General features: G+C 67.2%; 12 protein-coding genes. 10 read left to right on the forward strand and 2 right to left on the reverse strand.

Translation table 11 applies throughout. The annotated features are described in order from the left end of the window. Positions 1–46 precede the first annotated feature (46 nt). The 4 genes from N2M23_RS00805 (at position 47) to N2M23_RS00820 (ending at position 5533) form a co-directional block, all read left to right on the forward strand. Positions 47–532 carry an NUDIX hydrolase gene (locus N2M23_RS00805; RefSeq protein ID WP_265442590.1) on the forward strand — a complete coding sequence of 162 codons (486 nt, stop codon included), beginning with the start codon at positions 47–49 and terminating at the stop codon, positions 530–532. After that, the gene (locus N2M23_RS00810; RefSeq protein WP_265442591.1) at positions 480–2870 is read left to right on the forward strand and encodes a DUF6049 family protein; all 2391 of its coding nucleotides are present in this window, start codon (positions 480–482) and stop codon (positions 2868–2870) included. Before N2M23_RS00805 ends, N2M23_RS00810 begins: the two co-directional genes overlap by 53 nt. After that, positions 2863–4728 (forward strand): murein biosynthesis integral membrane protein MurJ, encoded by a 1866-nt coding sequence (gene murJ, locus N2M23_RS00815; RefSeq protein ID WP_265442593.1) that lies wholly within the window; start codon positions 2863–2865, stop codon positions 4726–4728. The genes N2M23_RS00810 and murJ overlap by 8 nt, the downstream gene beginning before the upstream one ends. Before the next feature lie 223 nt (positions 4729–4951). Then, positions 4952–5533, forward strand: coding sequence for a winged helix-turn-helix domain-containing protein (locus tag N2M23_RS00820; protein WP_265442594.1), 582 nt, complete (start codon positions 4952–4954; stop codon positions 5531–5533). Between the two features lie 28 nt (positions 5534–5561). Here the strand turns inward: N2M23_RS00820 and N2M23_RS00825 are convergent, their stop codons facing one another. Continuing rightward, positions 5562–5900: a helix-turn-helix domain-containing protein gene (locus N2M23_RS00825; RefSeq protein ID WP_265442595.1), complete on the reverse strand. Its 339-nt coding sequence runs from the start codon at positions 5898–5900 to the stop codon at positions 5562–5564. Between the two features lie 181 nt (positions 5901–6081). On the opposite strand from N2M23_RS00825, the gene N2M23_RS00830 reads away from it, so the two are divergent. From N2M23_RS00830 to N2M23_RS00840, 3 genes are all read left to right on the forward strand, one after another. Beyond that, complete coding sequence (locus tag N2M23_RS00830; protein WP_265442597.1) at positions 6082–6429, forward strand: general transcription factor IIF subunit 2; 348 nt, start codon at positions 6082–6084, stop codon at positions 6427–6429. Between the two features lie 163 nt (positions 6430–6592). Next, entirely contained in the window at positions 6593–7852 is a 1260-nt protein-coding gene (locus tag N2M23_RS00835; protein WP_265442598.1) for an MFS transporter, read from the forward strand. A 344-nt stretch (positions 7853–8196) separates the two neighbouring features. Beyond that, positions 8197–8628: a hypothetical protein gene (locus N2M23_RS00840; RefSeq protein WP_265442600.1), complete on the forward strand. Its 432-nt coding sequence runs from the start codon at positions 8197–8199 to the stop codon at positions 8626–8628. A 36-nt stretch (positions 8629–8664) separates the two neighbouring features. On the opposite strand, the gene N2M23_RS00845 is transcribed toward N2M23_RS00840, so the two are convergent. Continuing rightward, positions 8665–9000 carry a helix-turn-helix domain-containing protein gene (locus tag N2M23_RS00845; RefSeq protein ID WP_265442601.1) on the reverse strand — a complete coding sequence of 112 codons (336 nt, stop codon included), beginning with the start codon at positions 8998–9000 and terminating at the stop codon, positions 8665–8667. A gap of 872 nt (positions 9001–9872) precedes the next feature. On the opposite strand from N2M23_RS00845, the gene N2M23_RS00850 reads away from it, so the two are divergent. The 3 genes from N2M23_RS00850 to sigM all read left to right on the forward strand — a co-directional run bounded on the left by N2M23_RS00850 (position 9873) and on the right by sigM (position 13568). Next, complete coding sequence (locus tag N2M23_RS00850) at positions 9873–11120, forward strand: MFS transporter (protein WP_265442603.1); 1248 nt, start codon at positions 9873–9875, stop codon at positions 11118–11120. 217 nt (positions 11121–11337) lie between these two features. Continuing rightward, positions 11338–13008, forward strand: coding sequence for a hypothetical protein (locus tag N2M23_RS00855; protein WP_265442604.1), 1671 nt, complete (start codon positions 11338–11340; stop codon positions 13006–13008). Beyond that, positions 13005–13568 carry an RNA polymerase sigma factor SigM gene (gene sigM, locus N2M23_RS00860; protein ID WP_265442606.1) on the forward strand — a complete coding sequence of 188 codons (564 nt, stop codon included), beginning with the start codon at positions 13005–13007 and terminating at the stop codon, positions 13566–13568. Before N2M23_RS00855 ends, sigM begins: the two co-directional genes overlap by 4 nt. Positions 13569–13589 lie beyond the last annotated feature (21 nt).

Genomic DNA, 13589 nt, shown 5'->3' on the forward strand with positions numbered 1-13589 from the left:
ACCGGAACCGGACGGTGTGACAGCAAGTGCGGTTTACAGTGTCTGAATGACCCTCCACACTCCGCGCGCCGGCCGCTCGGTGCGGCGGCTGCCGGCTGTGGAGGAGACGTCCGCGGGCGGGGTGATCATCGATGTCGCCGGCGGGTTCGGCTGGATCGCGCTGATCGCGCGGCACAACCGGGCGGGCCGGCTGGAGTGGTGCCTGCCCAAGGGCCACGTGGAGCCGGGCGAAACGCTGGTCGAGACGGCGGTTCGTGAAGTCAAAGAAGAAACAGGCATCATCGGACGTGCCCTGCTGACGCTCGGCACGATCGACTATTGGTTCAGCACCCCGCAATTCCGCATCCACAAGCGGGTGCATCACTACATGCTGGAGGCACTCGGTGGCGAGATCAGCATCGACGGCGACCCCGATCACGAGGCCGTCGACGCGCGCTGGTTCCGGCTCGACCGGGTGCAGCGCAGGCTGACCTTCCCCAATGAGCGCCGCATCGTCCAGACCGCTTGGCAACATCTCGCCGGCACCGCGTAACCGTCTGCTCGCCGTCGTCCTGGCGGCACTCCTGGTCCTCCTCCCCTTCGGTATGACGGGGGCCGCGCACGCGGCCACGGACTCCGCCTCGTCGGCCGACATCCGGCTCGGCGCGAACGACCCGGCGGTGGCGACCCGGGGCGCGCAGGTACGGGTGTCCGGAACCATCACCAACTCAGGGTCGGAGCCGATCGAGCAGCCCGTCGTGCGGCTCTCGCTGTCGGATCGCCTGCTGGACACCCACTCCGAGGTCGACTCGTGGAGCGCCGGCAAGCTGCAACTGCCGCTGACGGAGGTCGCGTCCACGCAAACGGGGACGATCGACCCGGGCAAGTCGGGGACGTTCAGCGTCACCATTCCCGCCGACAAACTGCAATACCGCTACGGGCTCGCCTCCTTGCCGATGAGCGTGGCGGTCACCGATGACGCGGCCCAGTCCGGGTCCGCGGTGCGCGGCACGACCCGCAGCACGCTGGAGTTTCGCACCGGCAGCGTTGACCACCCGTTGCAGGTGAGCGTCGTCGTCCCGCTCACCCTGCCCGCCGACCCCGCGTTGTTCGGCCCGAGCGGCGAGGAGCGCACGGCGGCCTGGCGGCGGGCGATCGGCCCCGACTCGCAGGTCCAGCGCACCCTGGACGCGCTCGACGGCACGCCGGTGATCTGGGCGATCGATCCCGAACTCGTCGACCCGCCGGCTCCTGCCGACGACAACGTCCCGCCCGCGTCGGCGGAGAGTCCGTCGCCAAGTGAATCGCCGAGCGGGTCGCCGACCGGGTCGCCGTCCGCGACCTCCACCGCCGGCAGCGACGGCTCCGCGGCTGCGCAGTCGCCCGCCCCGACCGACTCGTCCTCGTCGCCGAGCGACGCGTCCTCGTCCTCCTCCTCGTCGTCCTCGAGCACGGCACCCACCGAAGAGACCGACAGCGTCGCGAGCCTGGTCGCCGGTCTGAAAGGACGGCTGACCGGTCTGACCTCGGGTCAGTCGGTGTGGTGGCTGCCGTGGGACGACCCGGATCTCGGCGCGCTCCGGTCCGCGGGCAAGCCCGGGCAGGCACTCGCCACCCGGGACCTGACCCGCGGCATACCGGACGACCTGAAGAGCGTGAGCACGCAGCGCGTGCTCGCACCCACCGGCGACGTCCCGGCCGGCGCGGTCACCGACGCCGCCAAGACGGTGTCCGCCGGCGACAAGTCGCAGCCGATCGCGCTGGTGCCCTCCCGTGCCCTGCCTGCTCGCGACGTGCCCTCGGCGACCGGCTCACTCGCCGGCACCCGCGGCGTGCTGGCGTATGACGAGAGCCTCTCCAAGACGTTCGGCACCGCGGCCGACTCTGCGGGACAACGAGCCAACCTGCTGCTCGCCCATCTGATGGCGACCTATCAGCAGTCGCCGGGAACGCAGCGATCGGTTGCGTTGGTGGCCCCGCGCACCGGTGGCGCGAGTCCCGCGGTGCTCGCCGCCGAGGTCAAGGCCATGCAGGCGGCGCCGTGGGTGCAGCTGCGCGACGCGACGGAGACCGCCGCCGACCTGCAGGCCGCGCCGACCACGAGGTTGTTGCCCACTCCGCGGCCCGGCCCGGCATACCCGACGCCTGGGAAGAGTGCCGTCTCGGCAGCCCTGCTGGAGCAGTTGCCCGAGTCGCGACGCCGGCTGTCGGCACTGCAGTCGATCCTGGTCGACGGCGACGACGTGGTCGACGACCGCCGTCGCGGACTCGACGTCATCGGGTCCGCGCGCTGGCGAGGTCAGGGTTCGGCGGCCGCGTCGGTCGCGGACCGTAACGCGTCCGCGGTGGTTGCGGTGCTGGACAAGGTCTCGGTGCGCGACTCGTCGATCAACTTCTTCGCCAATTCCGGTGACATCACAGTCACGGTCACCAACGACCTCAACCGGGCCGTGCACGACGTGACCCTGACCCTGCAGCCGCGCAAATACCAGCTCCAGATCGAGGACCCGTCGAAAACCGTTGCGGTCCGTGCCAACTCGCGCGGCGCCGCCAAGTTCGGCATCAAGGCGGTCGGCAGCGGCAACGTGCCGATCGACGTGCTGCTCAGCACGCCCAAGGGGTCCGCCTGGCCGGGCTCCGACGCGCCCGCGCAGCTGACGGTCAACGTCCGGCCGACATCCGGGTGGATCATGTGGGTGCTGGGCGCGCTCGCCGTGCTCGTGCTGATCTTCGGCCTGCGCCGCGCGCTGCGGCGCGGTCCTCGCACCGCTTCGGCACCGGCTCCTGCGGGCGCCCCGGCACCGGACCACGCGATCGTCGACGCCGGCGAGCGCGTGGCCAAACTGCCCGACGCCCCGCACCGAACGACCGAAAGCACCACCGATGACTGAGGACAGCCGCCCGAGTCTGGGACAGCTGTATTCCGAGCAGGCCGCCGCACGCCCGTCGCGAGCCCCGGAGTCGCAGGCGAGCCTGGGCGCGCTCTATGCGGAGTGGATCGGCGAGGACTCCGGCTACCTGCCGGTCGCCGATCCGGAGGTGGTCGCCGCCCGGCGCGAGCAGTTGGAGGCGGAGGCGAGCGCCGCCTCGGCGACCAGCCCGGAGGGCGCGGGTGGCGCCATACCCGCACCGCAGCAGTCCGCGGCGGGCGGCATCGGCCGGGCCAGCGCGATCATGGCCGCGGGCACGATGGTCTCCCGGCTACTCGGTTTCGTCCGGACGATCCTGCTCGGCGCGCTGATCTATCAGACGGTCGGCAACGTCTGGGCGACCGCCAATCAGCTGCCCAACTCCATCTACATCCTGCTGGCCGGCGGCGTGATCAATGCGGTGCTGGTGCCGCAGATCACCCGGGCACTGACCCACAAGGACGGCGGGCAGGCCTACACCGACCGGCTGCTGACGCTGGCGATGACGATCCTGCTGGGCGCCACCATCGTCTTCGCGATTGCGTCGCCGCTGGTCTTCAAGATCGGCTACGTGTCGGCATCGGGCGAGACATTCAAGCTCGGTGTGCTCTTCACCTTGTTGTGTATGCCGCAGCTGTTCTTCTACGGCCTCTACACCCTGTTCGGCGAGGTGCTCAACGCGCGCAGCCGGTTCGGCGCCCTGATGTGGGCGCCGGCGTTGGCGAACCTCTTCGCGATCGCCGGCATCGTCTGGCTGCTCTTCTCCACCGATCAGCGACCGGTGAGTGACCCGGGTGACTGGACGATGACCCAGACCGTGGTGCTGGCCGGCAGCGCGACACTCGGCATCGTCGCCCAGGCGCTGGTGCTGATCATCCCGCTGCGGCGTTCGGGCTACCGCTGGCGCCCGGACTTCACCTTCCGCGGTGTGGGGCTGCGCAGCACCTCGAAGATCGCCGGTTGGGCGTTCGCGGCGGTCGTGGTCCAGCAGGTCGGCGTGCTACTGATCAACACCAACGTGCTCAACGCGGCCAAGAACGCGTCCGCCACCCTGGCGCAGAGCTATGCGTTCCTGTTCTTCATGCTGCCGCACTCACTGGTCACGCTCAGCCTGATCACCGCGCTGTTCACCCGGATGTCGCGATCCGCGCACGCCGGGTCGACGCGGGCGGTGACCGAGGACGCCCGGCTCAGTCTTCGCCTGTCGTCGGTGGCGACCATCGCGGCCACTTTCGGCTCACTCGTGGCGGCCGGCCCGCTCGCGCACTTCTTCTACGGTGCTGAGTTGGGCAACGCGGTCGAGCGGCAGACGATCGCGATGATGCTCGGGCTGGTGCCGTTCACCGTGATCGTCGTGGTGCAGCGGGTCTTCTTCGCCTACGAGGACGCGCGCACCCCGTTCGTCATGCAGGCGGTATGCACCGTGGTGACCGCGCTCGTCGCACTTCCATCGCTGTTGCTGCCCGACCCCTGGATCGGTTTCGGCGTCGGCATCGCCGGATCGATCGCCTACGTCGTCGAAGCGGTCGTCGGCTTCCGCTGGCTCCGACAGCGCCGACTTCCCCGCCTGCACATCGTCGACGTGATGCAGACCTGGGTGCGACTGGCCGTCGCGGGTGTGCTCGCGCTGGTGATCGCGTTCGCAGTGCGCTTCGCCCTCGCCCTCGCGCTCGGCGACGAGACCCGGTCGGCCAACCTGGTGATCCTGCTCGGTGCCGCCGTGAGTTTCATGGCCCTGTATGTCGTGATCGCCCGCCGACTGCATGTGCGCGAGGTGGAGGAGCTGGTCTCGGTGGTCGGCAACAAGCTCGGCGGTGTGCGCCGGCTGGCCGGCCGATGAGCCCCGTCATACGGCCAAACGACGAAAGACCCGGGCAACTGCCACGGGTCTTTCGGTGATTAAGGTGGGGGACGTTAGCCGCCGCTGCCGCGAACCTTCATGAGGGGACTCCGATCTGGGGGATTCAACCGGGTAAGCAGGCCGTGTGCGCACACACGGCTGCAACACATGTGAAGCATAGTGGCTCGCGCGCTCGGCAGCTAGCTGCGATTAGGCTCGGCGCGTGCCAGTAGAGCGGACGCCGGACCCGACGCCTGAGATCTTCGACGTCATGTGCGACCCGGTGCGCTGGCGGGCCTATCAGTTGCTGCGGGTGCACGGTCCACTACGTGCCCGCCAACTCGCACAGAGCGTCGGCACCTCCGAGGCCACGATGATGCGCAATCTGCAGGAGATGGACCGGGTCGGCTTCATCACTTCTGTCGACGACGGATCGGGCAAGCAACTGCGGTTCCGGCCCTGGCGCGCGATACAAGGCGGCATGCGGCTGACGGGCTTGGAGACCGACTTCGACCAGGACACGATGGCTCGCTGGATGCGGGTGTATGTCGAAACCCAGATGGTTCTGCTGCGCGAGTGGGCCGATCAGGAGAACGGCTGGTCAGACGAGTGGCGCGAGGCCGTGCTCAATTACGACTACTGGCTGCGGCTGACCCGCGACGAGGTATCCGCGCTGACCGACGAGTTGGTCACGGTGTGCCAGAAGTACGCGTCGATGGCGCACTCCCGAGAGGACATTCCGGACGCCGAGGCCATCGTGGTGACGACGAACGTGTTCCCGATCAAGAAGCCGCGCGACAGCTGACGCGCTTCGTCATACGGGCTGAGGACGGTCAGCTGGTGCGCTTCCTGGATCGTTCGGAGTAGAACCGTTCCATCTGAGCAGCGAGCACCTCGGGTGACCGCTCGAACCACCAGGCAGGCGGCACCTCGAGCACCTCGGTGAGTCCGGCCAGCAGGATCAGGGTCGGGTTGGACCGGCGGCGTTGCCCTGTGGTCCGGTCGAGTTCGCCGGCAACGAGCCGGTTGATCTGGTTGCGCGAAGTGCCGAAGCCGAGCTGCTGCAGGGCTTCTGCAACCTCGCGGGCGGACATGCCGGCACGATCCATCGCAGCGCTCAGTTGGCCGGAGAAGTCCGGGATCAGCGACCACACACTCTCGTCGAGCTTCATCGCGCCATCCTCGCATTGCCTCGATGACACGTATACGTGTCACTCTTCTTTACCAATTCCTTACCAAATCTTGAATCATCCGCGTCTTGTGCTGGGATGACGCGCCGTAGCACGCTAAGAAGTAGAGGTTCTTGACACTTTTACGTTACACACGTTTGATCCGGTTCGAGGTGATTGGCGAGTGAGCATCCAAGCAGCGACAGACCGCCACTGGGATCCGATGGCGTGCACCGATTTGGTGACCAGTGCCGCGGACGCCGCCAAGCACATCGGTGCGGTCGACGTCGCGCTGCACGACGAGGTGCTCGATGTCGACGGCATCGACCTGCCCGAGCTGCTCCACGGGCTCGACGTCATGGACGACCAGGCACGCGCGACGGCTTCCCGTGTGGAGGACGCCGCGATCATCAGTGAGCACGGCGACGTGCAGCTGCCGGACTTCCTCTGGCGCCGTTGGGAGGACGCGCAGCGCAAGCTCGACCACATCGCGACGCTGCGTGCAGCCCTCTCACTGGCCAGGACCGCCTAGATCCCTGGGGAATTGCACGGCGGACAGTCGTGGGGGAATGGGAGGGGAACTTGAAGGCCCCGGGCGTAGTTGCCCGGGGCCTTCAGGTATTTGTTTGTCGGTGGCGCTGATCGCCCCTTGTGGATAGCCCCGCAGGTAGGTCGCCGCTCACTACCGTGAACCCGTGAGCACCCCCTTGCAGACACGCTGGACTGCCGGCGAGGTGCTTGGCGTCGGCCGGTTCCGGGCATTTCTGACCGTCTATGTGCTCGACGTCGCCGCCGACGCGATGTGGTTGGTCACGGTCGGGTGGGTCGCGGCCGGTGCGCCCAACAGCATCTACACCGGTGTCGTGTTGGCTGCCGGGTCGATCCCTCACGTGTTCTTCCTCTTCCGCGGAGGTCTGCGGGCAGATCGGATCGGCTCGGGTGCGCTGCTCCGCCGGACGATGCCGGTGCGGTTGGCGTTGCTGTTGTTATGGGCCGCAATCGCAACCTCAACCGTCGGCACGTGGCGCCTGCTCGCCGTGCTCGCGGTGACTTTCGCAATTGGCGCGGTCGCCGGTTACCACGATCCGGCGATGTTGAAGTACCCGACTGAGCTCCTGCCTCGTGAGGGCCGGGCCAGCGCTCTCAAGGTCGAACGGTTGTCGACCCGATTCGCCCAGGCTGCAGGCGCTTTCGCGGGCGGCTGGCTGTTGGGCACCGGTGGCGTGTCGGCGGCGTCACTCGTCGGCGCTGGGCTGCTCGTCACCACTGTCGTCATCCTTGCCCGACTGGCCCGGCAGCCGGGCAAGACGACGGTGGCCACCGCCGCAGAAGACTCGTCGATCGGTCAGGGCCTCGGCTATGTGCGGCGTCACCGGATCCTGCGATGGACCATCACCAGCCAAGGCATCGTCAACCTGATCAGCGCAGCCGCAATCATGGCAATCCTGCCGTTGAAGGCACGGCACGCCGGTTGGGACGCCAGCGCGTATGGCGGCTCCTTCGGCGCCTACGGGATTGGCATCACCCTCGGGACCGCTGGCACTTTGCGGCTGACGCGCCTGTCCACCCGAGCTGGGCTCCTCATCGGCCTGGGCGGAGCTGTCATCTCGTCCGGCGCGGTGGTGGCGATCGGCTTCGCGAACACGCAGATGCTGACCTCCATCAGCGCCTTGATCATGGGACTGAGCATCGGGCCCGTCGGGCCAATGCTCGGTGGCTTCACGCGTGAGGAAGTGCCCGACACCCTCATCGGCCGGGTCATGTCCGTCGTCTCGGCGGTGACCGGCGGCATCGAACCGATAGGCGCGCTGATCGTCGGTGGCGTCGCGGCAATCGTGACGATCGATCAGACAGCGCAGATCCTCGGCGGGCTATCCACCGCCGCGTGTGCTGCATGCCTTGTCGCCGTATGGCGCAACTCCCGCGAGGCTGTCGCGCAGGAGACTTCTGACTAACATCTCTTCGTCGGTAGAACCTCGGGTGGCTGCACCACCCGACTCATCCTCGTAGAACCTCGGGTGGCTGCACCACCCGACTCATCCTCCGCGGCCGCTAAGAAGCACCACGCCTGCACCTCCAACGCGTACGCCCCGATGACCAAATCCTTTGATGAGCGTACCCGAACTCTTGCCCACATACACTCTGTCGAGTGGGAGATCTTCGGACACCAGACGTTACTGCGGGCGTACTCGAAACCATGTCAGAGCCTGTGCGGTGGCGGACGTACATTCACCTTCGCAACTTTGGGCCAATGAAGGCCGCTGGGCTCGCCAGGCGCCTGGGGGTCGGTGAGACGAGCATGCAGCGCCACCTCGTCGCGATGCAGGAGGTCGGCTTCGTCGCGCCAGATGACGAAGGCAAGCCGGAACGGCAGCGTCTGTGGAGCCATGTTCCGGGGGGACTCCGACTGACGCAACTCGTTGGGAACGACGCGGTCGACCCCTTGGCGATGCGTCGATGGATGCAGGCCTTCCTTCTCAGCCAACACCAGTTCCTTCGCGAATGGGTCCTCGACGAGACCAACTGGCCGGTCGAGTGGGCACAGGCAAGCATGAATCACGACTACTGGTTCAGGCTCAATGCGAGGGAACTGGAGGAGCTCACGAACGAATTGCGCGCTGTGCTTGAGTCTGAGAAGTGGGCCAGCAAGACGGTTGAACGCGTGGGTGCAGACGACACCACGGTACTGGTGTACGTGCCGGCCAATGCGGTCCCGGTCAGGGATCGCTAGTCGTCACTCCTTCGCATTCGCGTTCGAGCAGAGGAGTCAGTCGGCGAGAAGATTCTCGGCATAGCGCTCAATAAGTGTGTCTTGTTCATCGATCAATGAGTCGCTCATGCTGAAGAACCACTGCACCGGTACGCCACATGCCCGCGACATACCCGCGATAACGATGAACGTGGGATTGGCATGTCGCGACTCAGGCTGGTCTGACCGGCCCTTCAAGAGCCGATGGACGTGGTTGGGGTTCATCCCTTCGAGGCCGAGTTCGTTCAAACGCTCGCTCAGCTGTCGATTCGTCAGCCCGGCGTAGTCCATCGCCGCCGCCAGACGGTCCGAAAAGTCCGGGACCATCCCCCAGCACTCGTCTGTCACCCTCACGCTTACACATCCTAAAGGAGATCATGGTCGTCAACGGGGCAATACCGAACCTTTACGAAACGCGGAAACTCCCTTGACCAAACACGTGGTTCCGTAGAGATGCCACACCTAGCCTTCAACCTTTAGGAGATTCATGAAGCTGGATCTTCTAGCTAGGTGGCACCACGTCACACCGAGGTCGGAGTCTGTCCATGCGTAGTCCGTCACCAAGTTCTCTGCCTCAAGATGGGGCGATCAGCGTTCCGCTCGCAGAACGCTGGGACCATGAGTTGTGCCTCGTTCTCGGACGTGCTGTCGCCGACATGCTCTCGCCACAACCGGTCGAAGTCTCAATCTTGGAAGGACACCTGCACATCAGGGGGCTGCAGGACTCCCAACTGATTGCAGCTCTCCACCTGCTGACGCAACTCTCTCGACGGCGCGCGGAAGCGATCGCGGCAACCGCGCGAGTTGCAGCTTCCGGCCACGTTCAGCTACCACCGGGTTCCTGGGCCCGTTGGGGTCGAGAACAGCGCACGATCGGCCAAGCTGGCGCACTCTGCGTTGCAATCGAAGCCTTTGCCCACACTGATGCGAATCTCTCGTAGTACGTCTCGTCTTGCCAAGTCTTTACTATTCCAGGGCGAGTACTGGATGTGAATAGCCCTCAACGGTCCTCGGCTCTGGTCTACTGAATCTGTGATGGCCGTTGCACCCCTTGGAGGAAGATCGGGTGCCGAAAGAGCGCGGCTATCGTCCGCAACTCCCGTTCAACTGCCTAGAGGGCACGTTCGACCGGCTGTCGTCAATGGGGGAACATCCGCCCCGGGGTCTCAACTCGTCACATCTTCACCACGACCGTCGGTCTCACTCGCGATTGCTCTCGAGACGAAGTGACCGCAACAACAGGTGGGCAGGCGTCACTAACCGCCGGACAGGTCATCCGGCACCGCCACGTACGCCCGTATCTCGCAGCCCTCGCGCTCGACCTGATCGGCGACTCGCTGTGGTTCGTCACGCTCGGATGGGTCGCGGCCCGAGCCCCGTCCGCGTTGTGGAGTGGCCTGATCTTCTGCGCCGGCGCCGTTCCGGCGGCAGCCTTCACCCTGCTTGGTGGGGCGTTGATCGACCGGCTCGGCTCCGGCCGGGCTGTGCTGATGACCGAGTCGGTCAGACTCGCGGTCCTCTTGGCGTGGACGGTCGCGATGGTGGTCGACACGACACCGCTCGTGGTGTTGCCGGTCCTTGCCTTCGTCATCGGTGCGGTCGACGGACTCCACCAACCGGCGATGGAGGTCTTCCCCACCGATCTGGTGCCGGAGAACGGACAAACGACCATCGCCGGCATCGAAAAGCTCATCATGCGCGGTGCCCAGGTCATCGCCGGAGCCGCCGGAGGCTGGCTGCTCTCCGATGTCGGACTCGCCGGTCCGTCGATTGCCGGTGCCGTCGCCTTCTTCGTCGCGCTCGGGCTGTTCGCCAGGATCACGACCACGCAACAATTGACGCCACCCACTGCAGACACAGATCTGTTCCGTGCCGCGCGTGCCGGCTGGGGGATCGTCGCCGTGGATCCGGTAATGCGGCACACGATTCCCCTGCACGGCGTCTACAACGCCCTGACCGCCGGTCTGACCCTCACCGGCTACCCCCTCAAAGCGCGGGGACATCACTGGTCAGCCGCTCAGTTCGGCCTCGGGTACGCCGTGTGGGCAGCGGGGCTGGCAATCGGATCCTTTGTGATGATCCGCGCGGTCAACAAACTTCGCCACAAGGTGCGCGCTGCCGTCGTGCTGATGGTCGCCGTCGGGACTTGCATCATCGCGCTTGGCGCAGCCGACAACCTCACCGTTTTCATCGTGCTATCGGCACTCTTCGGGCTCTGTTCCGGACCGACCGGGCCCGCACTCAGCGGATTCGTCCGCGCCCGGTCGATGAGTCTTCCGGGCGGCAAGGGCGCGGTCCTCGGCATCCTGACATTCGCCATCACCGGTCTGGAGCCCCTCGGCTACCTCGCAGTCGGGCTGGTCGCCTTCGGCACCGGAATCGACCTGGCATTCAGTGTGATCGGCGGGGTGATCGTGCTCGCCGGGTGCGGCACGTTGTGCGTGAGGGCAGTTCGCACCCAGGTCAGCCACTGAGATTGACGCCGATCCCGTGACCCGGCACACCGCGCCAGGTCACCGCACTGGGCAACCTGGCCTCTTAGGATGACCCGGGACATGCCGGGCCGCCAGACGGTCCGGTTTATCGGACGAACGAGCGCACCGGACCACGCACCGGTGCCGACGGGAGCGTTGGCGAGTGCAGGGCATCGGCGAAAACACCGTGTTGGCGGACCGCTACACGCTGACACGGATGCTCGCGCAACGCGACGACCAAGAGCTGTGGACGGCCGCTGACTCCACGCTCGACCGGGAAGTCACCGCAACCCTTTTCCGGGCGACATCGGCCCACGCCGACGCGGCACTGGACAGCGCCCGACGAGCCGCAGGGGTCGAGGACCACCACCTGCCCCGAGTGCTCGACGTCGGCGTGCAGGACGGCACGGCATACGTCATCACCGAGGCACTGCACGGCGCCGAGTCGATGGCGTCGCTGCTGCAGTTCGACCGCCTGCCCGCCGAAGAGGTCCGCCGCCTGATCGGGGAAGCCGCCAGCGGGCTCGGCGCCGCGGCCGCTCGCGGACTCCACCACCTCCGGCTGACCCCGCACGACATCGTCCGTTCCCCCGACGGCGCAGTGTCAGTGCTCGGGCTGCCGACCGACGCCGCGCTGGCTGGCACCGACGACGTCTCGTCTGACGAGGCCTCCCGCATCGACACCGTCGCTCTCGTCGAGATCGCGTACGCCGGCCTCACCACCCGCTGGCCCGGTGCCGAATCCGTGCCAGGCCTGCTCGATGTCGACCGCCGCGCCGACGGCGAGTTGCCGGCGCCGAGCGAGCTCGCTCCCGGCGTACCCGGTGATCTCGACACGCTCTGCCGCACCACATTGGGCGCCGACGAGGGCCCCCGCACCCCCGGCGAACTCGCCCGGCAACTGGCTCCCTGGTCGTCCGAGCGCGTCTCCGACAGCGGCCGACGCCCGAGCCGTCCGGCCTCGGCGGCTCACGCTGCGCCGCTGCAGTCGGTGCCCGGCGGCGCCCCCTCAGCAACCCGTATGCCGGGCCAACCCTCCCTCACCAAGGCCCCGGCAACGGACGACGCCGCCGACCGCACAGCAGCCGTGGAGACGGCGCCCGCACGGGAGCCCGACGCCGACGAGACCGCGCAGATCTCCCGCTCGGTGCTCGACGCCGCCCGCGAGCGCACTGCACCGCCGCCCCCGGCGGCACACGACGACGACTACGACCCGTCGTTCACCGAGCTCGAGCCGCCGGTGCCCGGTCTGACCGGGCGCTTCGAGCCGGACCGCAGCAGCAGCAAGCTCGCGCTCCTGCTCGTCGCACTGCTGGTGGTAGTCGCAATCGTCTTCGCAGCCATCGGGCTGCGCGGCATCGGCGGTGGCAGTGGGGACAACAAGGCGGCCAGCCCGGCCACGTCCCGGTCTGCGTCGGCCTCGAAGTCGGCCAGCCCCAGCAGCAAACCGTCACCGTCCGCCAAGCCGGTGCAGATCACCAACGTCGGCTACTACGGGACCGACGGTGCCCAGAACCCGCAGATGACGGACAACGTGATCGACGGCGACCCCGCCACCTACTGGCAGAGTTTCCGCTACGGTTCGGCGGCGTTCGGCGGCGTCAAGAGCGGCGTCGGCCTCTATCTCAACCTCGGCAGCAGCCAGAAAGTCAGCACGGTCAAGATCACCACCACCGGCGGTCCGTCGACGATCAAGCTCTACCTCACCGACACGGTCGGCACCGTGAGCGACAAGACTCCCGCGGCAACCCTGACTGGCTCCGGCACCCAGACCGCTAACCTGAACGGCGCCACCGGCAAATACCTCACGGTGTGGGTGACCCAGCTGAGCCAGCAGGACACCGGCGAATACCGAGAAAGAATCAACGAGATCCAGGTGCTGTCGTGACTGATCCCGCCGAGCGCAACGACCGCGAGCTGCTCGCGGCCCACTGCGCCGGCGACCCCGACGCTTTCGGGGAGCTGTTCCGACGACACAAGGACCGCATGTGGGCTGTTGCGTTGCGCACCACGCGCGACCCCGAGCTCGCCGCCGACGCGGTCCAGGACGGATTCATCTCAGCCTTCCGGCGCGCGGACTCGTTCCGCGGCGACGCGCAGGTGACCACCTGGTTGCACCGCATCATCGTCAACGCCTGCCTGGACCGACTGCGCCGGATCAAGCCGACCTCGGAGCTGCCGGAGTACGACCTGGCGGACCGGCACGACGTGCACGGCAGCACCGTCGTACGGCTGGACGTGCAGGAGGCGCTCGGCAAAATCCCCGAGGGCCAGCGCCTGGCGCTCACTCTCGTCGACATGCAGGGCCTGCCGGTCGCCGAGGCCGCGCAGGTGCTCGGCGTCGCCGAGGGCACCATCAAGTCGCGGTGCGCCCGAGGCCGCACCGCGCTCGCCGAGTTGCTGCGGGACAAGCACGGCGACGGTTACGCACCCGCCGTCGAGGACTGACCGGATGTCGAGGCAATCCCG

Source organism: Flexivirga meconopsidis (assembly GCF_026162425.1).
Lineage (GTDB): Bacteria > Actinomycetota > Actinomycetes > Actinomycetales > Dermatophilaceae > Flexivirga > Flexivirga meconopsidis.